The sequence below is a fragment of the Cupriavidus sp. 2KB_3 genome (assembly GCF_052115685.1).
Taxonomy (GTDB): domain Bacteria; phylum Pseudomonadota; class Gammaproteobacteria; order Burkholderiales; family Burkholderiaceae; genus Cupriavidus; species Cupriavidus campinensis.
Genome location: NZ_JBFRHD010000003.1, coordinates 288538 through 315178, shown reverse-complemented (window position 1 = coordinate 315178; position 26641 = coordinate 288538). Strand labels below are relative to the sequence as shown.

At 66.2% G+C, this 26641-nt stretch carries 22 protein-coding genes; 10 read left to right on the top strand and 12 right to left on the bottom strand.

Annotated elements, in window-relative coordinates:
* Window positions 1–16 precede the first annotated feature (16 nt).
* From AB4120_RS04635 to AB4120_RS04620, 4 genes are all read right to left on the bottom strand, one after another.
* Window positions 17–1051: a polysaccharide deacetylase family protein gene (locus AB4120_RS04635; protein WP_149138976.1), complete on the bottom strand. Its 1035-nt coding sequence runs from the start codon at window positions 1049–1051 to the stop codon at window positions 17–19.
* A gap of 295 nt (window positions 1052–1346) precedes the next feature.
* Entirely contained in the window at window positions 1347–2369 is a 1023-nt protein-coding gene (locus AB4120_RS04630; RefSeq protein ID WP_262389774.1) for a GGDEF domain-containing protein, read from the bottom strand.
* Window positions 2370–2444: 75 nt separating this feature from the next.
* Window positions 2445–3377, bottom strand: coding sequence for a LysR family transcriptional regulator (locus AB4120_RS04625; RefSeq protein WP_149138977.1), 933 nt, complete (start codon window positions 3375–3377; stop codon window positions 2445–2447).
* 345 nt (window positions 3378–3722) lie between these two features.
* On the bottom strand, window positions 3723–4946 hold the full coding sequence (locus AB4120_RS04620) for a diguanylate cyclase (protein WP_441641890.1): 1224 nt from the start codon (window positions 4944–4946) through the stop codon (window positions 3723–3725).
* Window positions 4947–5230: 284 nt separating this feature from the next.
* Between AB4120_RS04620 and AB4120_RS04615 the strand changes: the two genes are divergently transcribed.
* The 3 genes from AB4120_RS04615 to AB4120_RS04605 are packed head-to-tail and all read left to right on the top strand — an operon-like array spanning window position 5231 to window position 9990.
* Window positions 5231–5935 carry a response regulator transcription factor gene (locus tag AB4120_RS04615; RefSeq protein ID WP_149138979.1) on the top strand — a complete coding sequence of 235 codons (705 nt, stop codon included), beginning with the start codon at window positions 5231–5233 and terminating at the stop codon, window positions 5933–5935.
* Window positions 5925–7589, top strand: a complete 1665-nt coding sequence (locus AB4120_RS04610; RefSeq protein WP_149138980.1) for a FecR domain-containing protein — start codon at window positions 5925–5927, stop codon at window positions 7587–7589. Before AB4120_RS04615 ends, AB4120_RS04610 begins: the two co-directional genes overlap by 11 nt.
* On the top strand, window positions 7579–9990 hold the full coding sequence (locus AB4120_RS04605; protein ID WP_441641889.1) for a CHASE2 domain-containing protein: 2412 nt from the start codon (window positions 7579–7581) through the stop codon (window positions 9988–9990). The genes AB4120_RS04610 and AB4120_RS04605 overlap by 11 nt, the downstream gene beginning before the upstream one ends.
* Before the next feature lie 31 nt (window positions 9991–10021).
* Here AB4120_RS04605 and AB4120_RS04600 read toward each other — a convergent pair whose 3' ends face one another.
* Window positions 10022–11713 carry an ABC-F family ATP-binding cassette domain-containing protein gene (locus AB4120_RS04600; protein ID WP_149138982.1) on the bottom strand — a complete coding sequence of 564 codons (1692 nt, stop codon included), beginning with the start codon at window positions 11711–11713 and terminating at the stop codon, window positions 10022–10024.
* A 237-nt stretch (window positions 11714–11950) separates the two neighbouring features.
* Here AB4120_RS04600 and AB4120_RS04595 point away from each other — a divergent pair, with 237 nt between their 5' ends.
* Window positions 11951–12883: an MBL fold metallo-hydrolase gene (locus AB4120_RS04595; protein WP_149138983.1), complete on the top strand. Its 933-nt coding sequence runs from the start codon at window positions 11951–11953 to the stop codon at window positions 12881–12883.
* A gap of 70 nt (window positions 12884–12953) precedes the next feature.
* Here AB4120_RS04595 and AB4120_RS04590 read toward each other — a convergent pair whose 3' ends face one another.
* Window positions 12954–13295 carry a YciI family protein gene (locus AB4120_RS04590; RefSeq protein WP_187645231.1) on the bottom strand — a complete coding sequence of 114 codons (342 nt, stop codon included), beginning with the start codon at window positions 13293–13295 and terminating at the stop codon, window positions 12954–12956.
* A gap of 334 nt (window positions 13296–13629) precedes the next feature.
* On the opposite strand from AB4120_RS04590, the gene AB4120_RS04585 reads away from it, so the two are divergent.
* Together AB4120_RS04585 and AB4120_RS04580 are read left to right on the top strand one after the other, a co-directional pair.
* On the top strand, window positions 13630–14505 hold the full coding sequence (locus AB4120_RS04585; protein WP_149138984.1) for a DUF4034 domain-containing protein: 876 nt from the start codon (window positions 13630–13632) through the stop codon (window positions 14503–14505).
* Window positions 14506–14682: 177 nt separating this feature from the next.
* Window positions 14683–15084 (top strand): GFA family protein, encoded by a 402-nt coding sequence (locus tag AB4120_RS04580; RefSeq protein WP_149138985.1) that lies wholly within the window; start codon window positions 14683–14685, stop codon window positions 15082–15084.
* Window positions 15085–15126: 42 nt separating this feature from the next.
* On the opposite strand, the gene AB4120_RS04575 is transcribed toward AB4120_RS04580, so the two are convergent.
* Window positions 15127–16089, bottom strand: a complete 963-nt coding sequence (locus AB4120_RS04575) for a LysR family transcriptional regulator (protein WP_149138986.1) — start codon at window positions 16087–16089, stop codon at window positions 15127–15129.
* A 121-nt stretch (window positions 16090–16210) separates the two neighbouring features.
* Between AB4120_RS04575 and AB4120_RS04570 the strand changes: the two genes are divergently transcribed.
* From AB4120_RS04570 to AB4120_RS04555, 4 genes are all read left to right on the top strand, one after another.
* Window positions 16211–17344: a hypothetical protein gene (locus tag AB4120_RS04570; protein ID WP_149138987.1), complete on the top strand. Its 1134-nt coding sequence runs from the start codon at window positions 16211–16213 to the stop codon at window positions 17342–17344.
* A 91-nt stretch (window positions 17345–17435) separates the two neighbouring features.
* On the top strand, window positions 17436–18437 hold the full coding sequence (locus tag AB4120_RS04565) for a tripartite tricarboxylate transporter substrate binding protein (RefSeq protein ID WP_149138988.1): 1002 nt from the start codon (window positions 17436–17438) through the stop codon (window positions 18435–18437).
* 139 nt (window positions 18438–18576) lie between these two features.
* Complete coding sequence (locus AB4120_RS04560; RefSeq protein ID WP_187645232.1) at window positions 18577–18933, top strand: hypothetical protein; 357 nt, start codon at window positions 18577–18579, stop codon at window positions 18931–18933.
* Window positions 18934–19227: 294 nt separating this feature from the next.
* Window positions 19228–19725 (top strand): BON domain-containing protein, encoded by a 498-nt coding sequence (locus AB4120_RS04555; protein WP_149138989.1) that lies wholly within the window; start codon window positions 19228–19230, stop codon window positions 19723–19725.
* A 133-nt stretch (window positions 19726–19858) separates the two neighbouring features.
* On the opposite strand, the gene ku is transcribed toward AB4120_RS04555, so the two are convergent.
* The 5 genes from ku to ligD form a co-directional block, all read right to left on the bottom strand.
* On the bottom strand, window positions 19859–20890 hold the full coding sequence (gene ku / locus AB4120_RS04550; RefSeq protein WP_149138990.1) for a non-homologous end joining protein Ku: 1032 nt from the start codon (window positions 20888–20890) through the stop codon (window positions 19859–19861).
* Between the two features lie 12 nt (window positions 20891–20902).
* Entirely contained in the window at window positions 20903–21073 is a 171-nt protein-coding gene (locus AB4120_RS04545; protein ID WP_441641888.1) for a hypothetical protein, read from the bottom strand.
* A gap of 12 nt (window positions 21074–21085) precedes the next feature.
* Window positions 21086–23167: a hybrid sensor histidine kinase/response regulator gene (locus AB4120_RS04540; RefSeq protein WP_149138991.1), complete on the bottom strand. Its 2082-nt coding sequence runs from the start codon at window positions 23165–23167 to the stop codon at window positions 21086–21088.
* 230 nt (window positions 23168–23397) lie between these two features.
* On the bottom strand, window positions 23398–23772 hold the full coding sequence (locus tag AB4120_RS04535; protein WP_187645233.1) for a hypothetical protein: 375 nt from the start codon (window positions 23770–23772) through the stop codon (window positions 23398–23400).
* Window positions 23773–23937: 165 nt separating this feature from the next.
* A complete protein-coding gene (ligD, locus tag AB4120_RS04530; RefSeq protein WP_149138992.1) occupies window positions 23938–26625 on the bottom strand; it encodes a DNA ligase D in 2688 nt (895 codons plus the stop codon).
* Window positions 26626–26641 lie beyond the last annotated feature (16 nt).

The window sequence follows — 26641 nt, the reverse complement described above, 5'->3', positions numbered from 1 at the left end:
GTCGAACAGCGAGCGCTCAGATGGTTTCCGTCTCGCGCAGCGTCAGCGTACTTTGCAGCACGTAGCGCGCGATGTCGTCCTTTCTCATGAAGGCCACACCGGGATGGCGCTTTGCATAGCGCAGGAACGCATCCCAGACGCGCACCATCTGCGGCGATCCGCTGATCCGGTCATGCGCGCTGACCGACATCATCCTGCGGCGCGAGCCGCCCTCTTCGTAGAGCTGATCAAATTCCAGCTTGATCTGCTCAAGGAACCGGTCGGGCGAATAATTGCGGCCTTCGACCAGAAAAATATCGTTGTTGCGCAGCGTGTAGGGCACGACGACAAAGTCCTTGCCGTTGACCGTTTCGATAAATGGCTCGTCACGGCTCAGATCGTCGATGTGATAGAGGTAACCAAGTTCCTGCAACAGCGGCAAGGTATTCGGGCTGCGGCGCAGCCAGTTGGCGTTGAAGCCGGTGGGGCGCTGGCCCGTGACCTGCTCGACCATCGTCATCGCTTTCAGCAGAAATTCGCGCTCCTCGGTGCGTGACATCGCGAACTGGGAACTCCAGCGCGGACCGTGGCCGGAGGCTTCATGTCCGCGCGCGACGATCTCGCGGGCCAGTGCTGGATGCCGTGTCGCCGCTTCGCCGATCATGTGGGCGGTCACTTTCACGTCGTGACGGTCCCACAGGTCGAGCATGCGTGGAATGCCTTCGCGGTAGCCGTATGCAAACCATGTCTGCGCGGCGAGATCGGCCGGCACGCTGCTCGGAAAATCAACTTTCGGGAACGGATTGTCCGCTCCCTTGGGCGGCTGTCCGCCGGCTTCGAACTGCATCGATATAGAAACGACCAGCCGCGCCCCGTTTGGCCAGAAGTCGCCCCGATTCGGCGTGGGGCCGCTGGCGGACTGTTGCGCCGAGCCTTGCGCATGCGCCGGGGTCGATGGCAACGCGGCGTTCATCGCCAGGATGCCTGCGCCAATTCCGGCGCCGGCGCGGGTCATGAAGGTTCTGCGGCTGGGTTGCGCCGACGGAGCCGACGAATCTTGGAACTGAGACATGATGTGCGTCCTATTGGCGCATGCGCGCCCTTGATGCACCGGGCATGCGGTGCGGGGTTGCCGATACAGACGGGCGCGTGGATGCTCGCCGTGCCGTGGACGCATTGTCTGGCGATGACGCCGCTTTGATAATTCGGCTGGACGTTGAATGACTTTCAAACGGGACGAGAAGATCCCCCCATTCGTGGTCTGCGATGCGCGGCTTGGGCCGACGCCGCGTGCGGAATGCCGTGGTTGCCCGCTACGACACCCGTCCCGGGCAACCCCGTTGGGTCACCATAGACCCCGGCGCCGTCTAGAACATCACGACACGGTTACGCCCTTTGGCTTTTGCCCGGTACAGTGCGCGATCCGCGGATTCAAACGTTGTCTGGCGCGCCAGATCGTTGCTTCCAATCCGTTGTGTGACAGCGGCCCCGATACTGACGGTCACCACGCCTGTGGGTGACTGGCGATGTTCAATCGCCAGGTTCATCACGCCAGCGCGCAGATCTTCCAGCGCGGCCTCGAACGCGAGACGCTGCAGCCCGCACTGAGACAGCCCGAACTCTTCGCCTCCCAGACGTCCTGCAATCATCTTGTGCTCGTCGGCGACAGCGCGAAGCACGTTCGCCACCTCACGCAGGCAGGCATCCCCGGCCTGATGACCATAGGTGTCGTTGTACTGCTTGAACCAGTCGATGTCGACCATCACTGCGCCTATCTCGACGCCGTCCGCAGCATCATCCCAGGTTCTCCGGATGCTCTCGAGCATGTAGCGACGATTGAACAGTTGCGTGAGCGGGTCGGTGGCGCTTGCGGTGCGCAGTCTGAGGTCGTTCTCGATCATCGCACTCAGGTGCCGGAACACGTCCGCGTGCGCACGCGTGAAGCGACCCGGCAGGGAGTCCATCGCACATAGCGCGCCGACGATGCCGCCATCGGGCCCGCGCAGTGGGATCGCCGCGTAGGACCGGGCGTATGGCGCGGATTTGACCAGTATGCAGTCAGAAAACCGTGCATCCGACCGTGTGTCATCCACGATGAACAGATCATTGGCTTGCACAGCGTAATTGCACAATGATTGCCTGCGAGGGATAGGAAGGACAGACAGCCCGACCTCAGCGCGATAGTGCTGGTGCTCGGCATCCAGCAGGAGAATTGCGGAGATGGAGCCCTGCGTAACGCTCTTGAGTATCGCGGTAGCGTGCCGGAAGCACTCCCGCATGACCTGGTCGTCATGTAGCAACCATTCAAGAACGGAAGACTCACCCTGCGCTGGCGAGATGTCGTGCCCGAATGGTTGATCCAGGGCGTACGGGATGGAGCGATGATTCAAGGGCAATTCGATTCCGCCGGAAGTGTCACTTTCACGTCAACGGCTCGCCGCACGAATTCTTGAGTCAGTCGCCCGTCAATCCCTGGTTGTCCTCAATTTACTCGACGCGCGTTGAGTGAGCAGTGCCATCAACGCGTCCTTCTCCGGCCGATTCGGAGTCCTACCGGTTGCCACGGTAAGCGCAAGCGAAGGAAGGTCCGGCAGGTTCTCATGCCTGCCAAGTATCTTAAGATCGCCGCTTATCGAGTGAATCGGGAGTGCCGCAACTGCTTTTCCAGTTTGGACAGCAGCCAGTATTCCTGCTGTATCTGGGCTTGCATAAACACAGCGATAGGGTATCCCGGCCGTGCCCAGTGCCTCGGCAACAAGTGATCGAGGCACAGATCCAATCTCGAAGAGCGCAAGCGGTATTGGTCGCAATGCGGCCAGGCCGGTCGCAGACTCAAGCGCGACCCATACAAGTTCTTCGAAGAAGATCGGAGGGCCAGGAAATTGGGAGCAGCAAGTGCCTACAGCCAGGTCCAGCGCTCCACTTTCGAGTCGACGGCCTAGTTCAAGCGTAGGTACACAGACGACGTCGACACGAATCTTCGGGAACTGGTCAGTCAGTGCGCGCAGTGCAGCCGGGAATATCAGCCTGGCATAGGCATCGGGTGTGCCGACCCGCAAGATATTCTCGCTGGACTCGCATGCCAGTTCTTCCCGCGCTTGTTCATGCAAATCCAGGATCCGCTCAGCATATGTCCTTAACGTCTCTCCAGCCGGGGTAAGCGTGAGTGAGCCCGGGGTGCGCGCAAGCAATTTCACGGAAGCTTCTGCCTCTAGCTGACGAAGTTGCGTGCTGACTGCGGCCTGGGTGAGATGCAGGACCTTCGCCGCCTTAGTGAAGCTCCGAAGCTGTGCGACGACAAGAAACGTGCGGAGCTGCTCGGATTTAAAGTGCCTTTTCATGCGCTGCGCTGCCGACGCCGGTTCCGGATTACGTCGTAATGTTTCTTCGTTCATCATAACTTGGCCACGGTTTGCGCGGCGACGGATCCCGCCATCAAAGATATTTTTGCTCTCATAAGAAATACTTTCTTTTCTCGCGGAGAGTCGTGAGAGACACTCATATGCGTGAGAAAACGCGCTGTCGGAACTTCGCGACCTTGCGATACGCGAAATGTGTGCAGGCCGCTATTCTCACGTCCTAAGGCTTACGCGTAACTGACGAAGCCCGTTTCTTTCGAAACGGGCTTCTTTTTCCGGAGTCAGGGCGATGGGCGAGTCATCGTGGCCTTGCGGGGGCCCGGACACCCGCGCGCCCCGGAGTGCTGGCGCGCAAGCCTGAGTCGGTGAGGCGGGGCGGGGCGGTTACCGCTCGCCGGCGGCGGAGGCCAGCGTCGTATACGGCTGCATCAGCAAAGCGTCTGCGCGGACCACGCCGTTGCGGCCGGCCCGTTTAGAGACGTAGAGCGCGCGATCGGCGGCTTCGAACAGGGTGTCCCACAAGCGGCGTGCGTCTCCGGTCGTGTTGACCGCCGCCACGCCAATGCTGACACTGACGTGCCCCGGCAGCGGCGCGGGCAGCGGCAGGGTGCAGACGCGCTCCACCACACGCTTGGCAATCGCCGCGGCTTCCTCCATCGTGGTGCGCGGGCACAACACACAGAACTCCTCGCCGCCGTAGCGCCCTACCACGTCAATCGTGCGCACGGTGTCCTGCAGGACGCGCGCGACCGCCTGCAGCACCATATCCCCCGCGCGATGCCCCGCGTTGTCGTTGACACGCTTGAAATGGTCGATGTCGATGACCAGGCAGGCCAGCGGTTTGGCTTGCTGCGCGTGGGCCGCCGCCATCCGAAGCGCATGCTTGTCCAGGGCGCCGCGATGCAGCACACCGGTGAGCGGATCAAGCCGCGCGCGAGCCATGTCGAGCGCTGCGCGGTCCTCGATTGCCATCAGCGCGAAGGCCGCAATACTGGCGAACGTCGCCATCAGCAGCAATAGGGCCGGCATGCAGCCCAGCCACTGGATTGCCGCCGGCACCATGGACAGCAGCAGGGGGCCGTCTTCCCAGCGCCATCCGAGCATGACCAGGAAGCCGGCCTGCGCCGTCAGCTGGATCAGGCACGCCATGAGCGCGAGCGGGCGGCCCATGCCCATGGCCCGACGGCGGTCGCGCAACAGCGTGTCTGTCGTCACGCAGACCACGGCGACCGTGGCGCCATGTCCCAGTAGGGCGATCAGCGCCGTGTCGAGATGCGCGACGAGCATCGCTGCGAGCCCGATGGATACCGTCGCGACGGCCGGCACGTTTTGCGACCAATGGGCCCGCGGGCCATCGACGGGCTGCGGCCGCCGTAACGATTGCAGCAGCCCCAGCTGGCCGACGATGCCGACCATGTGCCCGGCCACGGCCAGCGCGGTGACGTCCCAGCTTGCGTTTAACGCCAGCAGCATGCCGCTGAGCGACGCGAGCACGTTGGCACCGGCCCATGCGGTGCGGTCGCTGCCATCCGCGCCAGCGCGGAGCGCCATGGCGATGCCGGTCAGGCCGGCGAACAGCACGATCGCGGCGAAGCTCGGTAGATCCATGTCTGAAGGCATTTCCGCATCCCCGTACGGCTCGCTGGCCGCCTGCGGCATGCAGTCGCGGCGGTGTCCGGGCCGGTCTCGAATGGCGAGCGATTCTACCGAAAGGGGCGCGGCGGACTGTCCGTTTTGCCACCAAACAACAATATTTGACAGTTCTGCTGATCCAGTCGAACATGCGCACCCGACCCCGTCAGATCGCAACAATCATTGACAATTGCCCCCGATGGGATTGGATAGGATGCGCGTCGAACCGCATCCCGCGCGGACGAGGACGTCACAGAATCATGAATATTGCATCCGTGGAAGACGATCCGGGCCAGGCGGCCCTGATCAAGAAGATCCTGACCGGCGCGGGCCACGATTGTGAAAGCTACCCCGATGGCCAGTCATTGCTTCGCGCCATGCGTGACCGGCAGTTCGACCTCTTGGTCATGGACTGGCAACTGCCGGACATCAGCGGCTACGACGTGATCGTCCATATCCGGGGGCGCTCCGGCGCCGTGCCGCCAATAATTTTCCTGACCACGCGCTCGCTGGAGGAAGACATCGTGGCCGGCCTGGCTGCCGGTGCCGACGATTACATGGTCAAGCCGGTCCGCAGCGGCGAGCTGACCGCGCGCGTGGCGGCGCTGTTGCGGCGGACCTATCCCACGGTGCTGTCGCAGGAATCGGTCCGCGAGGGCGCCTATTGCCTCGATCCCGTGGCGCGCACGGTCACCGTCGATGGGCGGCCGGTGGAGGTGTCGCCCAAGGAGTTCGACGTCGCGTGGTTCCTGTTCAGGAACATGGACCGGCTACTCTCGCGCGAATTCGTCGAGCTGGCCGTGTGGGGCCGCGCCATGGGCGTGGGGTCGCGCACGCTCGACAGCCATCTGTCGCGCTTGCGCGTCAAGCTCGGACTTCGGCCCGAGAACGGCGTGCGGCTGGCCTCCGTGTATTCGTACGGCTATCGCTTCGAGCGGTGCGGCGGGAGCAGCCATGCCGGCTGACCGCCGCGATTCCAACCGGCACGGCAGGCGCCGCGCTGCGGTCCTGGCCGGGCTGCTGCTCGGCTGGCAGGCAGGCGTGCTTGCCGGCCCGGCGGGCGCCGACGGCGACCGTTTCATCCATGTAGTGGACTCGGGCGATACGCTGATCGGCCTGGCTGACCGCTATCTCGGCGATGCCCGCAAATGGACTGAGCTGCAACGGATCAACCAGGTCGCGGACCCCCGACGGCTGCCGCCGGGGCTACGTATACGGATACCGCTCAGCTGGATTCCGACGCGACCCGCCAACGTCAGGGTGATTGCCGCGAGCGGGACGGTACGGCTTGGCGATACGCCGCTGCGCCCAGGCACGCAGCTGGACGAGGCGGCCCGCGTCGTGACCGGCGCCGATGGGCGCGCCACGCTGGAGCTTGACGATGGCTCGCGGGTGGCGCTGCCGCCGGACTCGGTCGTCGAGGTGAGCCGGCTACGCGTCTTTGCGCGGGCGCTGCTGCAGGATACGGTGCTGCGTATCGAGCGCGGCGGCGCCGATGCCAGCGTGGCGCCCAACCACAATGGCGTCGGCCGCTTTGAGATGCGCACGCGGACGATGATTACCGGCGTGCGCGGCACGCGCTTCGAGGTAGAGGCCAGCGGCGCCCAGTCGCGCAGCACGGTATTAGAGGGCCGCGTGACCGTCGCGGCGCGGCACGGCAGCCAGGAAGTGCCCGACGGTTTCGGCATTGCCGTGGGCCCGGGCGGCAGGCTGGCGCCCCCGCGCCCGCTGCAGGCGGCCCCGATACTCCAGCCGCTGCCCGCACGGATCTACGCGCCGAGCCTGAACGTGGCCTGGCAGCCCGCGCCGGGCGCCACTGCATGGCGCGTCATCGTGTCGCGCGACAGCGCACGCACCGAACCGATCTGGTCCGCCACGATGCGCGAGCCGCATGCCACGCCGGCCGGCCTGCCGCATGGCAGGCTGTACCTCTCGGTTCGGGCCGTTGGCGCTGACGGCTTCGCCGGCTATCCCGCTGTCGCGCCGCTCGACGTCAAGCTAGAGCCGGCCGCGCCTTTCACACTGGAGCCGGGCGCACGGACCCGCCATCACGGCAGCGCGATCACGCTGCAGTGGGCGGCTGTCGCGAACGCCGCGCGCTACGAGATCGAACTGGCCCGCGACGCCGGATTTGCTACCGTCGAGACGCGCCAGACGACCGCCGAGGTCAACTGGCAGGTACCGCTGGCGCCGGGCGACTGGTGGTGGCGCATCCGCTCCCTAGATGCCGATGGCGAGCCGGGGCCGTGGAGCGCCGTGCTGCCGTTCTCGATCTCGCCGGCTGCGCCCGCCGCGGCGGTCACTGGCGACGACGGCGCCGTGCTCCGGCTGGGCTGGGGCGTGGATGCCACGGTGGCAAAGCCGGCCGCATACCGGCTCCAGCTTGCCGATGATCCGCGCTTTGCCCATGTGCGGGCCGACCTGCGCAGCATCGAGGGCGAGGCCGCGGTGCCGCGTCCGCCAGCAGGCGACTACTGGGTGCGCGTAGCGCGCATCGAGCCGGATGGCGCGACGTCGCCTTACTCTGCGCCGCAACGCATCGTCCTGCCGGCTTACCTGCGCGATGCCGCGGGGAACCCCGTGCGGGCGACCGATGCCCCGGTGCGCCATGGTGGATGACGCCGCCACGCCCGCCGCGCGCCTGGGGCTCGTCGGCGGCTATCGCTTGCGCACGTTGGCAGAATGGGGACTGCTGCTGGCCATGCTCGCCGCGTTCATGGTGGGTGCCAGCGTCCTCGGCTGGACCAGCCGCGCCAGTCTGGCGGTCTATGACGTCGCCATCGCGGCCCAGCAGCATGCGCCGCGCCAGGACATCGTCATCGTCGCCATCGACGACGGCACGCTCGAGGCCAGCGGGAGATGGCCATGGCGGCGCACTCAGCTCAGCCGGCTCGTCGATGGCGTGGCCGCGGGCAAACCAGCGGTCATCGCACTCGATGTGGTGCTGACGGAGCCTGACGAGCGCCATCCCGGCGACGACGCCACGCTCGCCGGCAGCATCGCCCGGGCCGGGAAGGTGGTATTGCCCGCTGTGGCTGCCGAGGCGCCGGACGGTCTGCGTTATCCGATACCGGCGCTGCGCGCGGATGTGGGCCACATCAACATCGGCTTGGACGGCGACGGCCCGGTTCGCGACGTCTTTCTTCGCGAAGGGCCGCCAGGGCGGGAGATCGACCATCTGGTCGTGCGGATGCTGGCGCTGCGGGACGGCCCCGATGTCATTAGCCAGCTGCGCCAGGAACCGTATCCAGCGGCGTCAGCCGCGGCGTGGCGCCGCGATGGCCGCGTGCGCATCGCGTTCGCCGGCCCGGCGGGCACGTTCGCTACGGTGTCCGCGCGCGACGTGATGGCGGGTCGCGTCGATCCGGCGATGTTCCGCAACCGGCTCGTGCTGATCGGCGTCACGGCCGCCGGCCTCGGTGGCATGTTCGCCGTGCCATTGTCACGGGACGGCGCCGGCATGAGCGGGGTGGAGATCATGGCAAACGCGGCACAGACGCTGCTCGACGGCCAAGCCATTGTCGCGCTGGACCGCACCGCATCCTGGGCCCTGGCATTCGCCGCACTGGGCGTGGTGTGGGTCGCCGCGCTGCGCCTGTCGCCGCGCATGGCGCTGCTGGTCAGCCTGGCGATGGTAGCCGGCCTGCTCGGCGCAAGCATCATGCTGGTCCGGGGTGCGCATGCCTGGTTCGACCCGGTGCCCGCGATGCTCGCGTGCCTGGCCTGTTATCCGCTGTGGAGCTGGCGCGGACAGGAAGCGACGCTTGCGTTCCTGGCCGGCGAAGTGGCCAGGCTTGAGCGCGAGCAGGAACCGATGCTGCGTGGGCAACCGTCGCCGGTGGCCGGGCTCGGCCCCTCGTTGGACGCACGCATGCAGGCCATGTATTGGATGACCACCCGGCTGCGAGATATGCGGCAGTTCCTCGCGGATGCGATGTCCGGCCTGCCCGACGCCACGTTGATCTGCAATATCGATGGCAACGTGCTGCTGGCCAACGCGAGGAGCCTGGCGCTGATGCCACGCAGCTTGGGAGGGCTGGCCCAGGCGGGCGCGCCAGCACCCGAGATTCGTGCGGTAATGACCGAAGCGTTCGCTGTGCCACAGCGCGGCATGGACTACTGGAACACCGTGCGGCGGGCGTGCGTCGAGACGATGCCGGCGGCTGGTGCGCCGCCGGTCTTCGATGCCGTGGAACTGACTACGCACACCGACTGCCCGATGCTCGTGCGCGCCGCGTCGCTACGGAGCAGTGACGGCGGTGTGGCCGGCATCGCGCTGAGCTTCGTCGATATTACTGAGGCGCGCGCGGCCGAGCGCCGGCGCGAAGAGACGCTGCGCTTCATTTCCCACGACATGCGCTCGCCGCAGGCGTCGATCCTTGCGCTTGTCGAACTGCAGTCCGAGCCAGCCCGAGCCATGCCGTACGACGCGCTGCTTGAGCGGATCCAGCATTTCGCGTCCCGTACGCTCGAGCTCGCGGATGATTTCATCACGCTGGCACGTGCCGAATCGCAGGCGCTGCGTCTGGTCGAGACCGATCTTTCGAGCCTCGTCATGGACGCCACCGACGAGCTCTGGCCGGTAGCGCATGCGCGGCGCATCGGCATTTCGCTCGATATCGCGGAGGAGGAACTGGTCGTGCGCGCCGAGCCCTCGTTGCTGATGCGGGCTGTGGCTAACCTTGTCGACAACGCGATCAAGTTCAGTCCGGACGGCGGCACTGTTACCGTGACCGTGCGCAGGACCGGCAACAGCGGCACCGTCTCCATCGCCGATCGCGGACCCGGTATCGCGCTGGCCGACCAGCCCCGGCTGTTCCAGCCATTCAGTACGTTGCGGGCGGAAGGCGCCCGGCCCACGCGCGGCACGGGGCTGGGCCTGTTGTTCGTTCGCACCGTGGTCGAGCGGCATGCCGGTGGCATTGGGCTTGACAGCGCGCCGGGCCGGGGCGCGGTGTTCTCCATGACCCTCCCGCTGGCAGAAGCGCCTGAGTCGGCCGCCGCCTTGTCACCAGACTGAACAGAGTCCGCAGCCGGCCCCCGCCTGCGATTCACTCCGCTATCAATTGCCAATGTCTTCCATCTGACTCCAGCCGGTGCGTGAAACGAAGCGACTGAAGGAAACGCGTGTCATGAGAAGCCACGACCAGGGCACCGGGAAAGTCCTCCAATGCCTGCTCCAGCGCCTGAATGGATTCCAGATCGACGTGATTCGTCGGTTCGTCCAGCAATAGCAGCTGCGCTGGTTCGGTGCTCCACAGTACGCACGCCAACGCACCTTTCAGGCGCTCACCGCCGCTCAACGCGCCGGATGGCAGGTTCACCACGTCGGCATTCAAGCCCAGCAACGAAAGATGGCTGCGCAGCAGCCCGTCCGGCAGCGGTGTTTTCAGCGCGTGCAAGCGATCGAGCACCGATAGTTGCGGTGGCAATACGCGGGTCGCCTGCTGGTCGAGCCATGCGCTGCGCACGCCAGTCTGGCAAATGCCAGAGACCGGGGCAAGTGTGCCGGCCAACATCTTTAGCAGCGTGGTTTTGCCACAGCCATTTGGACCGGTCACGGCGACGCGCACCGGTCCCGTCAGCCTCAGCGTAAGGGGCGCGCTGTCTTGCGGAAACGGCGGGACGGCGTCTTGCAGATGGATCACGCGCTTTCCCGCCGCAATGGCAGTGGCTGGCAGGATGAGTGCGACGGTTTTGTCGGGCTCGATGCGCCGCGCCGCCTGTTGAACCGCCTCGTCGGCCTTAACCTGCATTTCCTGCCGGCGAAGGCGCTGCCGGCCCGCAGACGCCTCTGCGCCATCCTTGCGACGGCCCAGGGCGATGCCCGGCATGTTCGCCTCCTTCGCGCCTTTTGCCTGATGGGCGGTGCGGCGCTGCTGTGCGTCATGTTGTCGCCGCGCCGCACGTTCGGCGGCGTTGCGATCTGTCCGTGCGCGGTCGAGCAAAGCTTGCGCCGCCGACGCTTCGGCGCTGCGCTGAGCCTCATAGAGCGTGTAGTTACCGCCGTAACTGCGCATCCCGCCCGGCGTCAGTTCTACGATGCGGTCCATCAGGTCCAGTAATTCGCGGTCGTGACTGACGAGGATCAGACCGCCTGTCCACCGCGTCAGCTTGTCACGCAGCCAGTCGCGCGCGGTGCGGTCCAGATGGTTGGTGGGTTCGTCGAGTACCAGACCTTCGGCGTCGGAAAGGAACGCGCCTATCAAGGCAACGCGGGTGAGTTCACCGCCACTCAGCGCGCCCGCCAGCCCTTGCGGGTGCAGGTGTGCCAAGCCGCTGTCCGTCAGCGCCTGCTCCAGACTCGATCGGATATTCCACCTTCCATCCAGCAAGTCGAAGTCAGCGGGATGCGGCGCCCCGCCTTCCATTCGCGTCAGCGCATCGAGTATCGGTGTCAATCCGGCGACGTCTGCAACCGTCGCCCCTGTTGCAGGGACGATTTCCTGAGGCACGTAGGCGACCGAGCCATGACGTGTGACCTGTCCATTCTCCGGTTTGAACAAGCCAACCAACGCTCTCGCCAGCACACTCTTGCCCGTGCCATTTCGACCCAGCAATCCGGTACGCTCGCGCTGGAATGTTTCATTCAGGTCGTGCAGCAGCGTCCTGCCATCCGGCAATGTCACCGTGACATGCCGTACGGAGATTGAGAAGCCCGTGGCGTCTGGTGGGCGGCCGTCGGCAGCGGTGGAAGGCGCAAGCGTTAATACCCCGAGGGCTTCTCGTTCGATATCCGCCATAGTCGACTTCAAAAAGTTGATACGGCGGATTCTCTCACGAGGGCTGGCGATTGTTGCCGCCAGGACAACATGCTGAGTGCCTTCACGGTACTACCGGCGCGCGCGCCCCATGCCTACACTCGGTCACACGGTCAGTCGAAAACGCGAGCACAACGAAGCGCGCGAGATTCGCGGTCGTGCTTGTGCACCGCGCCACCCCGTGCGGCTTACCCCCCGCAAATAACAGGACGAATGAAAATGAGCGAAACAATCCATAATGTGCAGCCGGTTATCGCCAACGTTGGCAAGGAAGGTTTTGGCGAGCTCGTGTCTTCCCGCTACGCCGTGCGCGTGGGGGACGTCGATGTCTTGCTGATCAGCGATGGCGTTCTGCCGCTGCCGACCACCACGATGTCCACCAACGTGAGCGAAGCGGACCGCAACGAATGGTTCGATGATCGCTTCCTGCAACGTGACATGTTCGACTGGGCGCTGAATATCGCGCTCGTGCGCAGCGGTGACCGCCTGATCCTGGTCGATTCGGGCGTGGGCGACGGTTTCGAATACTTCTCGCGCGCCGGTCGCTCGGTGTTGCGCCTGGAAACGGCTGGCATCGACCTCGCTGCGATCACCGATATCGTGATTACCCATATGCACATGGATCACGTCGGCGGGCTGAACGTGGCTGGCGTCAAGGCCAAGCTGCGCCCGGACGTGCGCATCCACGTGGCGGCGGCGGAGGTGGAGTTCTGGAAGAATCCGGATTTCAGCAAGACGGTGATGCCGGAAACGGTGCCGCCTGCGCTGCGCAAGGCGGCGGCACGGTTCGTGGAGCTCTACAGCGAGAACATCGTGCAGTTCGGCCAGACCGTGGAAGTTGCCGCGGGCGTGTCGGCGCGCGTGACCGGCGGCCACACGCCGGGGCACTGCGTGGTGGACGTCGCATCGAAAGGCGAGAAGCTGACCTTCGTCGGCGACGCGATCTTCGAAGTCGGCTTCGAGCATCCCACGTGGCAAAACGGCTTCGAGCACGAGCCTGAGGTAGCGACGCAAGCCCGTATCGCGCTGCTCGACGAAGCCGCTGAAACCGGCTCCATGCTGGCCGCGGCGCACATCGCGTTCCCGTCCATCGGCCATATTGCCAAGAACGGGGAAAGCTACCGTTTCGTGCCGGTGCAGTGGGATTATTGATCCTGACGGTTGTCAGGAATGCCGCCGCGCGTTCACAAGGACTCGCGGCGGTCCTGGAGCGTGACAAATGTCAGCTCTCCGGGTCATAGCCGAACTCGCGGAGTTCCTGCGAGCAGCGGCAAGCTTGGGCGATCTTTGCAGCCCACTGGATGGCGGCTTCGCGCGAGGGGAGCTCCAGGACGCAGAAGCCGCCGTCGAACTCCTTCGTCTGCGGATAAGTCTCGCTTGAGACCGCGCCGTCTGCGGCGACCATGAGTGGTGCGACACCCTCGTTGATACCCCCACCGAACACATACACGCCGGCAGCCTTCGCCTCGCGTATGACCTCGCGCGCCGCTTCGCCCACCGCGGCAAAGTCCTCGACGGGGACTTCCATCGCCCTTCCAGGAAATGAAATCAGGTATTTCGTCATCGTTCGGTCCTTCGGTTGAGGTCGGTACTGTCTGTGGGGCCTAACGTGTTGTGGGGCATTGTTACTTCGCATGGTGCTGGAACTGCCAGGCTATGCGGACGCAGCCGCATCGATGATCTACACCCACGTGATGCGTATGGGCGGCTTGGGGGTGTGCAGTCCGCTGGACCGACTGCTATTGGGGCGCAAGGCGGCTCCGTGATTGGCCGCTTCTGGCTGTTGCGGTGTTCAGACACCCCACTTCGTCACACACGGTGAGCGGCAGTTCATTGATAGATTACCCCCCTTTGAGTCCAGGTATTTTCGTCCACCCGTGTCTTGAGCGGAGTCATCAATGCTTCTTGCCGGCAATCGGCCGCTGCGAATCCGTCTATTTCATAAAGTGTCCGTCCTGCTGGGACTTTTCTGTGCGCTTATGACCAGCGCACAGGCGAATCCAACGCTGGTAGCACTCGACAGCCGTCAGTTCAAGCAACTGGATGCCACCCTGAATGGTTTGCAGGCGCGCTTCGAAGCTGGTCAAGCCACGGAGGTCGAGCTTCGTGACGCCTTTCGGCCGTTCTACAAACTCACTCCATCGCAAGAAGCTGCGGCACGAGAATGGGTTCGTGTGTCGCCAAATTCGTATTCCGCACATCTGGCGCTAGGAGTGTTTTTGCGGCGAAGGGCAGGGGAGGCACGCGGCAATGAATTCATTGACAAGACGCCTCCGGAGAAAATCGCCCGCATGCGTGCGCTTCTGGATGAAGCCCGCCCTGAAACGGAACGTGCCTTGGCACTGACTCCCAAGCCGTATCTGGCAGCATTTCATCTACTGGGCATTTCCTCCCTAGAGGGGGACCGGGCCGCTTCCAGGCGTGCAATCCAAATTGCCAACAAGGCTCTGCCGTCTAACCATCTTGCGCGAACGCGCTATATTGCATACATCACCCCACGATGGGGTGGCTCCTATCCCGAGATGCAAGCTTTCATTGCGCAGTCTAAGCGTGAGGGGATGGATGCGGTTGGGCTAATGCTACTGGTAGCCATCATGTACAACGACATGGGGCAATCTGCGATGGATAAGGGTGATGCCGCGAGTGCCTATCCATATTTCCACAAAGCCCTGGATCTGGATAAACAGAACGGCGGCATCTTCAGAAAAGACTACCTGACCGCGTCGAAGTACTACGTCTGCAGCGTTTCGCGCGATTCGCGATACTGTAATTGACACCACATGCAGCAGCTATTTTTCGGCCGGCGCGTTGCAGTACCAGGCTGACCCACAAGCGAAGTGCCAGGTCTATATCAAAGTTCGACCACCTCCAGTTATTCGACATCGACCCGTGGCTCGCCGATAATCATCGCTGCTTTACTTCCGAAAGTGCCCTCAGTCCAGGAAGCAGCCATGAAATCATTGCTCGCCGGCGGATGCCTGTGCGGTGTGGTCCGTTACTCGGTAGAAGACGAATTCGTCTATGCGTTGAACTGCCACTGCTCAAATTGCCGCCGCGCGACGGGCTCCGCGTTCAAGCCCTTCGCGGGGATCGTGCGCGACAAATTGCGTATCACGGAAGGCGAAGACAAGGTATCGATTTTCGGCGATGACGATGCATCGCACGATGTCCGCTGCAAGGTATGCGGAAGCCTGATGTTCTCGGTGGTTCGTGATGGCCAATACGTTCACGTCACCCTGGGGACGCTCGCCGATACGCCCTCCATTCGCCCCACGGCTCATATTTTCGTGGGGTCAAAGGCGCCGTGGTATGCCATTACTGACGGACTGCCGCAATACGAGGAATTCGGTTGAATGGCCCGCACCGGCTGTTCTCGCCCCCCCAAAAAAGGAAAATCAATCCGGCACCTCCCCGCCCGCCGCATCCCGATCCTTCCTGTGCCTGGCCGCAATCCGATGCGTCAGCGCCACGAGCGCGGCGACGGCGGGGTCGGCGTTGTTGGTGCGGTAGCCGAGGGTGAGCGGGGCGCGCAGGCGGTCGGTCTCGACCATGCGGCAATAGGCCACGCCGTGGCGGTTGAGGCCGGCCATCGACGCCGGCACCACGCTCACGCCGGCGCCGGCGGCCACCAGGTTGAGGTTGGTCAGCATGCGTTCCACTTCGGCGCCAATGCGGGGCGTGAAACCCAGGGCCTCGCACTCGCGCAGCAGGTCGCCGTACATGCCCGGCGCGCCGGGCCGGCGAACCAGGATGAACGGATCGCCCTTCAGTTCGCGTAGCGATACCGGCGTGCCGGCGGCCACGCCTTCCGCCGCCCGGCGCCGCAGCAGCGCGTGGTCCAGCGGCAGGGCGATCACCATTTCTTCCTCGAGCAGGAGGTCGAAGCGCACGCCTTCCGGGTGCTGCACCGGCGCGCGGAGCAGGGCGGCGCTGAGCGTGCCATCGGCCAGTTGCTCGATGGCTTCCGCCGCGTTGCGCTCGGTCAGGGAGAGCGTCACGCGCGGAAACTGCCGCCGGCATGCGCGCAGTACCTCGGGGGTGAGCTTGTGCGCCGCCGCCGAACTGGTGAAGCCGATGGCCAGCGCGCCTTCGTCGCCACGCGCCATGCGCTGCATGCGCGCGCGCATCTGCTCGATGCGGGCGAAGAGCTCCACGGCGTCGCCATGGAGCGCGGTGCCGGCGGCGGTCAGCGCCACGCCGCGTGGCTGGCGGTCGAACAGGGACACGCCCAGCTCGGTCTCCAGCGCCTTCAGTTGCTGGGAGAGCGGGGGCTGCTGGATGCCCAGTTGCTCGGCGGCGCGGGTCACGGAGCCGGTCTCGGCCACGGCCAGGAAGTAACGCAGGTGTCTCAGTTCCATCGGTGGTCCGATATGTCGTGAATATGGCAGATGCCGAAAGCATATATTTTACGAGCGGGCCCCGCCGGCCTAGTATTGGCGTTTTGCCTGATACGGCAGACATAAGACCAAGGAGACACCCATGCCCGGCGCGCCGCGCTTCGCCCGATTCACCTTGCTGATGGCCGCCACGGCGGCGCTTGCCGCCGGCTGCGCCAGCCAGCCCCCGGCGCCTTCGGTTTCCGCGCCGTCCGCCGCGCCAGCCGCCCCCTCCGCCGCCGCCAAGCCCCAATGGCAGCGCGTACACCTGGGCAGCGGTGCCGGCTATGACTTCCCGGTCTACGCCAACCACCCGCTGACGGCGGACCTGCGTGGCATCCGCGAGGTGGTGTTCGTACAGCACGGCCTCCAGCGCAATGGCGACGATTACTACGCCGCCGGTGCCGCGCTGCTCCAGGCCAGCGGCCGCAAGCCGGAAGAGGTGCTGCTGATTGCCCCGAACTTCCCCGGCACGCCCGATGCCGCCAAGCATTTCGACAACATGCCGGTCTGGACCGTGCAAGGCTGGATCGGCGGCGAAGACGCGGTGTCCGGCCCCGGCGCCGGCGTCAGCTCGCTCCAGGTGCTGGACGACCTGCTGGCCTTCGTCACCGACAAGTCGCGCTTCCCCGCCGTGAGCAAGGTCACGGTGGCGGGCCATTCGGGCGGCGCCCAGATCGTCCACCGCTACGCGGTGCTCAACAACGTGGACGAGCGCGTGCGCGCGCGCGGCATCGACCTGCGCTACGTGGTGGCCAATCCCTCGTCCTATCTCTATTTCACGCCAGACCGGCCGGTGGCGCCCGACCTGAAGCGCTTCGCGCCCTACAGCACCGCCACCTGTGCCGATTACAACAAGTACCGCTACGGCATGCAGGACATCGTGGCTTACGCCAAGGGCGCCGATGGCATGACGCTCTACCAGCGCTACATGCAGCGTCAGGTTACCTACATGGTGGGTAGCGAGGACAACGATCCGAACCATCGTGTGCTCGATAAGGCATGTGGGGCCGAGGCCGAAGGCCCCACGCGTCTCCAGCGCGGGCGGGCCTACCAGCGCTACGAGCAATTCCTCGCCAAGCCGGGCCAGACCAGTCGCCATCGCGCCTTTGAAGTGGTGGGCGTGGGCCACGATCAGGCGCGCATGTTCGGCTCGCAGTGTGGCGCGCAGGCTGTGTTTGGCATGGACCCGGCTGCCAATGCGGCGGGCGCCGCGTGCCGCGCGCCGCAGCTGTAAGGGCCTGGGCAAGACGGGGTTTGCCCCCACGGCGGGCGGGGCGGGGTGGTGCTAGCATGCCGCGAGCTATTCGACTCGCGCCCCTGCATCCATGCCGTTCCCTCCGGTTCCGCCTGACCGGGCTCGCCGCCGCCTGACCCATGGTCTGGCTGGACTGGCCGGACTGGCGGTACTCCCGCTGTTCCCCCGCGCCGCATACGGCGCAGACACCACGCACCTGTTGGTCGGCTATGCCGCCGGCGGGGGTGCCGACCATATCGCCCGTCTCGTCGCCGACAGCCTGACCACGGACGGCGTGCCCACCATCGTCGAGAACCGCCCCGGCGCTGCCGGCCAGATCGCCCTGCACGAGGTGGCGCGCGCCACGTCCGGCCCGCGCACCTTGCTGCTTGGCACGGTGGGCTCGGTCAGCATCGGCCCCTTGCTGGCCGCCGCACCCGAGCCGCCGGCCACGCCGTTGCAGCCGGTGGCCATCGTCGCCAGCACGCCGCACGTGCTGCTGGCCTCCGCCGGGGCGCCTGCTACCACGCAAACGCTCCAGGCCCGGCTGGCGGAAGCGCGCCGGCGCCCCGGCGAACTGGCCTACGCCTCGCTCGGCACCCATTCCAGCGCCCATCTGGTGGGCGAACTGATCTGCCAGCAGGCGGGGGTGTCGATGAACCACGTGCCGTATCCGGGCAGTGCCCGTGCGCTGGTCGATCTGCAGGGTGGTCACGTGGCGCTGCTGGTCAGCACGCTGCAGGCCGCGCTGCCGCTGATGCGGCAGGGCAAGGTGCGCGCGCTGGCGGTGACCGGCGCCGCGCGCAGCCCGCTTGCGCCGGGTGTGCCGACCTTCGAGGAGGCCGGCGTGCCCGGCATGCGGCAGGACGCCTGGTACGGCGTGCTGGCGGCGCCCAGCATGCCGGCGCGCGCCTGCGCGGCGCTGGCGGACCGCTTCACGCGGCTGCTGCGCACGCCGGCACTGCGGCAACGCCTCGGGCAGGATGGCGCCGAGCCGCTGGCGCTCACTGGCGCGCAGGCGGCCGACTACCTGGCGCGCGACCGCGAGGTATGGCGGCAGGCCATCGGGCGCGTGGCCAGCCGGCTCGCCTGACGCTTGGTCCAGGCTTGGTCCGGGCTTGGTCCGGGCTTGGTCCGGGCGAGCTGCCTATATATAGAGAGAGGATGGTAAGAAAGACGCCGGGGCACCCTTGCGAGTGCCCCGGCGGTGGACCCCGTTCATCTGCCGCGCCTTGATTTCAGCGCGCTGCGGCAACCGTGGAAATGCCGCGCGGGGTCCGGAAAAACGAAGAGAAAACGAAGAGGGCGCCGACTTACGGCTGGCGGCTCTTGTCCTGGTCCTTCTGGCCACCTTGCTGGCCTTGTTGTCCTTGCTGGCCGCCCTGTTGTCCGCCCTGCTGGCCTTGACGGCCGGACTCCTGTTGCTGCTGACCACCGCGTTGGTCCTGGTTGCCCATCTGGCCCCCGCCTTGGCGTTGTTGGTCCTGGCTGCCACCTTGCTGGTTACCGCGCTGGCCGGGTTGCTGCTGCTCTTGCTGCTTCTGGCCCGGTTGGGATTGGTTCCCCTGTTGCTGCTGTCCCATTGCTAGTCTCCATGTCGCGCGGCGAGGCTGCCGCAGGCCCAGAGTTGCAATGGCCGTGCCATCCCCGCCGGGGCCGCGAATGTCGGGGGTATGGCATCTGTCAGACATACAGGTAACGCATGCGTGGCTCCCCATGTGCGCCGATTTACAACGCGTGCCGTGTTTTTACCGGTCGGGCGATGCGCCCACGCCGCTCCGGGGCGAGAAACCGCCGCCAGGCCCCGTCCACGCGTCATTTCGCCGATCTGGCACGCGATGTGCAGAACAGTGGCTGTCACTGCCTCAACAAGGAGATCGAGCATGAAGACAGCACAGACCCTGCGTATTGCACTGATGACCGCGGCGCTCGCCGCTGCGGGTGGCGCGCATGCCCTCGAAATGGGTGGCGGCGGCTTTATCAAGGTGGCCGACGCCAGCGTCCGCAGCGACGTCCGCAGCGACAATAGCGCGGCCCCGCCGGCCAACAATGCGCCGGGCATGCCGGGCCATACCGAAGGTGACAAGGAAAAGCGTCCCGCCGCTACCACTGACGCCAAGGTCGATGCCAGTGTGGACAAGGGCGTGGACAACACCAAGCAGGCCGTCACCGACAGCGCGCTGACCACCAAGGTCAAGACCAAGCTGCTGGCCACCAAGGATCTCAAGTCCACCGGCATTCACGTGAAGACGAAGGACCGCGTGGTGGACCTGACCGGCACGGTGCCGACGAAGGACCAGCACGAGATGGCGCTGGAGACCGTGCGCTCGGTGGAAGGTGTGAGTTCGGTGCGCGATAACCTGAAGGTGTCGTCGCGTTAATGCACACGCCGTTCATGCACGCGCCGTCCATGCACACGCGCTAGTTTTTGTGCGCGGCGACCTCGTGGTCGCCCGCTGCGCGGAGCCGCGGTCATCCCACGTACCGCGGCTCTTTTTGCGGCTTTGACTTAGATCAAGCCGCTTTGCGTTTTTTGGCGGGAGCGGCCTTTTTGGCCGCGGCTCTCTTCGGCGCCGCCTTCTTTGTCGCTGTTTTCTTTGTCGCCGTTTTCTTTGTCGCCGTTTTCTTGGCCGATGCCTGCTTCGCTACCGCCTTCTTCCGCGCGGGCTTGTTTACCTCTTCCGTTTCCTCGTCTTCCTGAAGATCGGCATTGCGGGTAGCCGGCTTCGCGCCCGCGTGGCCCCGGTGGCCCCGCTGGCCAATGCTCTGCTTGAGCAGCGCCATCATGTCGATGACCTTGGCGCCCTTGCCGCTCGGCGGCGGTTCCTCGGATGCCGGCGTCAGCAGGTGCGTCTTGCCGGCCTTGATCTTGGCGTGGATGCGGGCCATCAAATCGTCGCGATAGGTGTCGCGGTATTGCTCGGGCTTCCAGTCCTCGCTCATGTCCTCCACCAGCTTGGTGGCCATGCTTACCTCGCGCGGGCTCGCCGCCTTGCCTTTGCCGCCCTTGGGCAGACTCAGGTCCTCGATCGGCACCACCTCGTCCGCAAAGCGCATCGTGTTCAGCACCAGCGCCTTGCCCACCACCAGCAGCGCCGTCAGGTGCTGGCGGTTGCGCAGTACCACCAGCGCCAGCGCGGCGCGGCCGGTCTTGCGCAGGGTCTCGTGCAACAGCGCGTAGCCGCGCTCGCCACGTTTGTCCGGCTCCAGGTAATAGGGGGTGTCGAAGTAGTAGGGCGGGATGCTGTCCGCCTCCACGAAGCTGACGATATCCACCGTCTGCGTGGCCTCGACATTGGCCTGCCGGAAATCCTCGTCGCTGAGCAGCACGTACTCGTCCTTCTCGTACTGGTAGCCCTTGACGATGTGTTCGGCGTCGATGACCTTGCCGGTGTGCTTGTTGATGCGCTGGTAGCCCACCGGCGCCATGTCGCGCTGGTCCAGCAGGTCGAGGTCAAGCGTGTGGCTGCGCGAGGCAGCCTTCAGCGCGACCGGGATATTGACGAGGCCAAAGCTGATGGCCCCCTTCCAGATGATGCGGGACATGCCTCGGCGGCCCTAGGCGCGCTGCGGCGGCGGGGGCGGGAGATCGCCCGGGGGCGGATCGCTGACCGGCTCGGGCGGACCCGGTGGCGGCTCCGGCGGCGGGGCCTCGGGCTTGGGGGGCACGATGTCGGGTTCGGGCGTGATGTGCAGGTGCAGGGGCGGGGGCAGGGGCAGATCCAGCATGAGGCTCCTTGGTCAGGCGTCTAGTTCATCGAGCATGCGGGTCAGGGCACCGAGGTCGGCGGGTTTGACCAGATGCAGATCGAACCCCGCCGCGCGGGTGCGCCGGCGGTCGTCGGGCTGGCCGAAGCCGGTCAGCGCCACGATGCGCGCGTGGCGCAGTTCGGGAATCTCGCGCAGCCGGCGTGCGGTCTCGAAGCCGTCCATGGTCGGCATGCCCAGGTCCAGCAGCACCACGTCCGGCCGCACGCTGGCCGCGCACGCCACGGCGCTCTGGCCGTCGGGCGCCGTCACCACGGTATGCCCCAGCGTCTCCAGCGTCATGGTCATGGCTTCCAGCGCATCGGCGTTGTCATCGACCAGCATGATGGTGTGCGCCGCACCCGGCTGCGGGCGCGCTTTCCCGGTCGGCGGATGCCAGTTCTGCCAAGGTTCCACGGGCAGTTCCACCACGAAGGTGCTGCCCAGGTTGCGGCCCGGGCTCTCGGCGCTGACCCGGCCGCCATGCAGCGTGACCAGCTTCTGCACCAGCGTCAGGCCGATGCCGGCGCCCTCGCGCGCGGCAAAGGTTTCGTTGTCCGAGGCGGGCTCTGGCGGCCGGGAGCCATCGCCGTGCCGGTCATCGTGCTCGGCGTGCAGCGTGTTCAGGCTCGGGGGCGGGTTGGCCGTGAGATTGGCTGCGCCGATCGAGGTGGCGTCCGGGGTCGGCATCTCCTCCAGCGGGTTGCCGGACTCCGGCGCCAGCGGATCGAACAGTTGCCGTTGCAGCGCCGGGGAGAGCCCGGCGCCGTTGTCGCTAACGCGCACGATCACCTTGCCATCGGCCGCGGCGGCCTCCACGGCCAGCGTGCCGCCCTCGGGCGTGTACTGGGCCGCGTTATGCAGCAGGTTGGCGAAGATCTGGGTCAGGCGCACCATGTCGCCGCGAATCGGCAGCGGTTGCTCGGGCAGCGACAGCCGCAGCGCGTGCTGGCGTTCCTCCAGCAGCGGGCGCACGGTCTCCACGGCCGTGTTCAGCGCGCCGCGCAACTCCACGAGATCCCGCCGCAGCGTGATCTTGCCCTGGTTGAAGCGGGACACGTCGAGCAGTTCGTCCACCAGCCGGGTCAGGTGATGCAGCTGCCGGCCGATGATGTCGCGCGCGCGGAACATGTCCTCGCGGCTCGGGGAGAACTGCTGGAGCATGTCCACCGCGCTGCGCATCGGCGCCAGCGGGTTGCGCAGCTCGTGGGCCAGCATGGCGAGGAATTCGTCCTTGCGGCGTTCCTCGTTATGCAGTGTGCGCTCGGCGCGCTTGTGGCGCGTCACGTCCTGGCAGATGCCCGCCACGCGCAGGCAGCGGCCATCCGCGCCGCGCACGGGGAAGGCACGCATATGGACTTCGCGGATCTCGCCGTTAGGGCGTTCGAGCTGGAATTCGGTGTCGAGCCGGCCGTCGCGCAGCATGCTCTGCCATTCGGCTTCCATGCGCGAACGTTCCTCCGGCAGTACCCATTCGAGCCAGCGGTGCGGGTCTTGCAGCACCGATTGCGCCGGGCGGCCCCAGAGCGATTCGAACGAGGGGCTGACGAACAGGAAGCGCCGGGTGGTGGGGTCGAGAATCCAGACCACATCGGCCAGCGCCTCCGCCAACTGGCGGAACAGATCCTCGTTCTCGTGCAGCGCCTGTGAGGTGCGACGGAAGGCATCCTCGGCCCCGCGCATGCGCAGCAGGGCGTTGATGCTGGATACCAGTTCCTCAGACTCCACCGGCTCGATCAGGAAGCTGTCAGCGCCACCGTTTAGAGCTTGCACGCGCCGGTGGGAATCCGAGACGCCGGGTGACGTCAGCAGCACCAGCGTACGCGCGCTCTGCGGGTCATTCTTGATCAGGCGGCAGACTTCCAGGCCGTCCACATCGGGCAACTGCATGCCCAGCAGCACGAGATCCGGGGTGTGCTGGCGGACCAGCGACAGCGCGGCCTGGCCGGTCGACGCTTCCAGCACGGAGAAGTCGGCCCGGTGCAGGATCCGGCTCTTGACGTAGCGCGGTCCCTCACGATCCTCCACGTTGAGAATCAGCGGGCGCCGGCTGGGATGGGCGGTCGAGGCGTTCATGGCTGGCAGGCGGCAGGATCGGCCGCGATAGTGAAAACAGGTGCCCGGAGTGCGCCACACGTGGCAAGGCCGGCCGGACGTGCCGGCAACGCGGCGTCAGGTGTCGGGATTAAGGATCGTATTGTAATAATTACCTGCATACAGCCCGGTTCCGTTGTAGTTTCGACATGCGCCGTTCAGGCTTGAAAAGTGGCGATAAATTTACTTTTCATTGGCTGTCCGCGTGGCCGTCATTTGCGCTGCGCCTCGCCGCTATGCGCTTCCGCGCTGGGCGAGGTGCCGCCTTGCGGGCCCGCCGAGCCGGGTGCCTCGACCGACTTTTGCGGCAACTTGCTCTCCGAGGTCTGCCCGCCCGCGCTGGGGCCCTTGCCAAAGCGCGCGGCCAGTTTGTCCTGCACCTGCGCCAGTTGAGCCGCCTGCACCTTGGCTTCCTCGGCTTCCTTGGCCTTCTTGGCCTCGGCTGCCTGCTGTTGTTCAGGGGTGGGCGGAGGGAGCTTGGCCTCGGCATTGGCGGCGAGCAGGAAGACCATCGCCAACGTCAGCCCGCCCAGCACGGCGCGTTGCCAGAAGTCGTTGGAGAACCATGGATCAGGAAGATGTCTCATCGGATTTGCCTCGTCTTGTGTGCCGGCGTCGGCGGGGGTTTTCCGATGAGACTGGCAAGAAGCGTGCCGCACATGCCGAGACGCTGACAGACGGAGCCGGACAGAACGGAGCCGGACAGGCTGACCGGAGCGGGCGAGTGAGGTTCGGGGTGGTCCGGCCGGCGCTCAGGACCCGGCCAACCGCTTGCTGGCCTGGGTCAGCGTCTGGCGCACGGCGTCGTGCCCGGCCCACGGGTCATGCCGGGCCATTTCCTCAAGGCGCGGGCCCACGTTGGCGATGGTCCAGTGCGCCGCCGAGGTCAGCTCGGCCAACTCCTCCCAGGCCACCGGCACGGACACGCCCAGCCCGGGCCGCGCACGTGCCGAGAACGCGGCAGCCGTAGTAGCCCCGACACCGTTGCGCAGGTAATCGATGAAAATCTTGCCAACCCGGTTGCGCGGCCCGCTCTTGGCCACGAAACGGTCCGGAATGGCGGCTGCCATGTGCTGCACCACGGCCTGGGCGAAGTCCCGCACCGGCTCCCAGCCCCAGTTCGCACGCGGCGCCAGCGGCACCACCACGTGCAGGCCCTTGCCGCCGCTGGTTTTCAGGAAGCTTTGCAGCCCGAGTTCGTCCAGCAGCCCCTTGGTCAGCGCGGCGGCCTCCTGGATCGCCGGCCATTTCACGCCCTCGCCGGGGTCGATGTCGAAAATGATCCGGTTCGGCTTGTCGAGGCTGCGTGCCACCGCGTTCCAGGTGTGAAACTCCACCACATTGAGCTGCGCCACTGCCACGATGGCGGCCTCCGTGGTGATCTCCAGCAGCGGCGGATGGCCGGGCCAGAGCTTGGGGTCGAGCGGGCGCACGCCATCGATCTTGAGGGTGTCGCCATGGCGCTGGAAGAACTGCTCGCCCTCCACGCCGGACGGCGCGCGCACCAGCGCGATTGGCCGGCCCTTGAGGTAGGGCAGCATCAGCCCGGCCGCGCTGGCGTAGTAGCGCACGAGGTCGCCCTTGGTCAGCCCGGTGGACTTGTCGATGACCCGGTCCGCATGGCTGACGACGATCTTGCCGATGGTCTCCTTCGCGGCGCCTTTCCGGGCCGGTGTCTGCTTTGCTGCCGTCTTTGCCACCGTCTTTGCCGCCGCCGCCGGCTTCTCTACCGAGACCGCGCCGGCCGGCTTGTCCGTGCGCAGGCCGTGGAACACCGAATGCCGCACGCGGCCCTCCTTGGTCCAGGCGCCGAAGGACACCTCCGCTACCAGCTTCGGCTTGACCCAGTGGCCGCGAATGCCGCGCGGCAGGTCGTCGAACGGCGTGGCATCCGTGACCAGCGGATCGAGCTGCTTGCGCAGCGTGTCGAGCATCGCCGTGTCAAAGCCGGTGCCGACGTTGCCGGCATAGCGCAGCTTGCCCTGCGCGTCGTGCACGCCCAGCAGCAGGGAGCCGAGCCCGCTGCGGCTGCCCTTCGGGTCGGTAAAGCCGCCGATCACGAACTCCTGCCGCAGCGTGCATTTGAGCTTGATCCACGTATTGGCGCGCGTGCTGACGTAGGGCGCGTCGTTGCGCTTGCCGATCACGCCTTCCAGCTTCATGCGGCAGGCGGCGGCGAGCATCTCGTCCGGGCTGGCCTCGAAGCTCTCGCTGAAATGGAGCCGGGGCGCGGTGTTGGCCTCGAACAGCCGGCGCAGCAGCATCCGGCGCTGGTCCAGCGGCACGGCGCGCAGGTCGTGGCCGGCGTAGTAGGGGAGATCGAAGGCGTAGAACTGGATGGCGTCCACGCGTGAGGTCTCGAACGCGTTCTGCAGCGCCTGGAAGTCGGTGATGCCGTGCGCATCCACCACCACGATCTCGCCGTCCAGCCAGCCATCGGGCAGGCCCAGCGTGCGGATCTCCGCCGCCAGGCCGCGCAGCTTCGAGGTCCAGTCGTTGCCCTGCCGGGTGAACAGGCGCACGTCGTCGCCATCGACCCGGGCCAGCACGCGGTAGCCGTCGAACTTGATCTCGTACTGCCACTGGCTGCTGTCGGCCGGCGCCTTTTCCACCAGCGTGGCGAGCTGGGGCGCCAGCGCCAGCGGCAGCCTGGCCTTCCTGGCGCCCTCGGGCAGGGCGGGGAGGTCGCGGGCCTTGGCCTTCCTGGCGACTGGTTTGGCGGCTGACTTGGCGACCGATTTGGCGACTGATTTGGCCGGGGCCTTCTTTGCTGCCGCCTTGGCTGTCTTCGCTGTCTTCGCCGCCTTGGCCGTCCCGGCCAGCACGCTGTCCGGCATGGCGTCCACCACGTTGAAGGCCGACGCGGCTTGCGCGTATTCGTCGCGCTCCTTGATCAGGAGCCAGCCGTTGTTGTCGCGTTGGTCGTCGCGCTGGCGCTTGCCGCCCATGCGCACGAGGGTCCAGTGGCCCTTGAGCTTCTCCCCGCGCAGTTCGAACTTGAGCTTGCCGTCCTGATAGGCGCGTCGGGCGGCGGCCGGGTCGCCGTCGGGCACCCAGGTGCCCCGGTCCCACACGATGACCGTGCCGGCGCCGTAGTGTCCGGCCGGAATCACGCCCTCGAAGTTGGCGTAATCGAGCGGGTGGTCCTCCACGTGCACGGCCATGCGCTTGTCGGCCGGGTCGTAGCTCGGCCCCTTGGGCACCGCCCAGCTCTTGAGCGTGCCGTCCAGTTCGAGCCGGAAGTCGTAATGCAGCCGCCGCGCGGCGTGCTTCTGGATCACGAACGACAGCGCCGGCCCCGCGCGCTTGCGTGCAGTGGGGCGGGCTGCCTTGGCCCCGCTGGGCTCGGGCGTGGCCGCGAAGTCGCGCTTGCGCCGGTACTTGCCGAGCGGTTCGGCGGCGTCGGGCGCGGCGTCGGTGGCACGGGTGGTCTTGGCCATGGTCTGTCCTTCGGAG

Excerpts from the sequence above, each read along its gene's own strand:
- AB4120_RS04635 (WP_149138976.1), bottom strand. The coding sequence starts at position 1,051 with ATGTCTCAGTTCCAAGATTCGTCGGCTCCGTCGGCGCAACCCAGCCGC.
- AB4120_RS04625 (WP_149138977.1), bottom strand. The coding sequence starts at position 3,377 with ATGATGAACGAAGAAACATTACGACGTAATCCGGAACCGGCGTCGGCA.
- AB4120_RS04620 (WP_441641890.1), bottom strand. The coding sequence starts at position 4,946 with ATGGATCTACCGAGCTTCGCCGCGATCGTGCTGTTCGCCGGCCTGACC.
- AB4120_RS04615 (WP_149138979.1), top strand. The coding sequence starts at position 5,231 with ATGAATATTGCATCCGTGGAAGACGATCCGGGCCAGGCGGCCCTGATC.
- AB4120_RS04610 (WP_149138980.1), top strand. The coding sequence starts at position 5,925 with ATGCCGGCTGACCGCCGCGATTCCAACCGGCACGGCAGGCGCCGCGCT.
- AB4120_RS04605 (WP_441641889.1), top strand. The coding sequence starts at position 7,579 with ATGGTGGATGACGCCGCCACGCCCGCCGCGCGCCTGGGGCTCGTCGGC.
- AB4120_RS04600 (WP_149138982.1), bottom strand. The coding sequence starts at position 11,713 with ATGGCGGATATCGAACGAGAAGCCCTCGGGGTATTAACGCTTGCGCCT.
- AB4120_RS04595 (WP_149138983.1), top strand. The coding sequence starts at position 11,951 with ATGAGCGAAACAATCCATAATGTGCAGCCGGTTATCGCCAACGTTGGC.
- AB4120_RS04590 (WP_187645231.1), bottom strand. The coding sequence starts at position 13,295 with ATGACGAAATACCTGATTTCATTTCCTGGAAGGGCGATGGAAGTCCCC.
- AB4120_RS04585 (WP_149138984.1), top strand. The coding sequence starts at position 13,630 with ATGCTTCTTGCCGGCAATCGGCCGCTGCGAATCCGTCTATTTCATAAA.
- AB4120_RS04580 (WP_149138985.1), top strand. The coding sequence starts at position 14,683 with ATGAAATCATTGCTCGCCGGCGGATGCCTGTGCGGTGTGGTCCGTTAC.
- AB4120_RS04575 (WP_149138986.1), bottom strand. The coding sequence starts at position 16,089 with ATGGAACTGAGACACCTGCGTTACTTCCTGGCCGTGGCCGAGACCGGC.
- AB4120_RS04570 (WP_149138987.1), top strand. The coding sequence starts at position 16,211 with ATGCCCGGCGCGCCGCGCTTCGCCCGATTCACCTTGCTGATGGCCGCC.
- AB4120_RS04565 (WP_149138988.1), top strand. The coding sequence starts at position 17,436 with ATGCCGTTCCCTCCGGTTCCGCCTGACCGGGCTCGCCGCCGCCTGACC.
- AB4120_RS04555 (WP_149138989.1), top strand. The coding sequence starts at position 19,228 with ATGAAGACAGCACAGACCCTGCGTATTGCACTGATGACCGCGGCGCTC.
- ku (WP_149138990.1), bottom strand. The coding sequence starts at position 20,890 with ATGTCCCGCATCATCTGGAAGGGGGCCATCAGCTTTGGCCTCGTCAAT.
- AB4120_RS04545 (WP_441641888.1), bottom strand. The coding sequence starts at position 21,073 with ATGCTGGATCTGCCCCTGCCCCCGCCCCTGCACCTGCACATCACGCCC.
- AB4120_RS04540 (WP_149138991.1), bottom strand. The coding sequence starts at position 23,167 with ATGAACGCCTCGACCGCCCATCCCAGCCGGCGCCCGCTGATTCTCAAC.
- AB4120_RS04535 (WP_187645233.1), bottom strand. The coding sequence starts at position 23,772 with ATGAGACATCTTCCTGATCCATGGTTCTCCAACGACTTCTGGCAACGC.
- ligD (WP_149138992.1), bottom strand. The coding sequence starts at position 26,625 with ATGGCCAAGACCACCCGTGCCACCGACGCCGCGCCCGACGCCGCCGAA.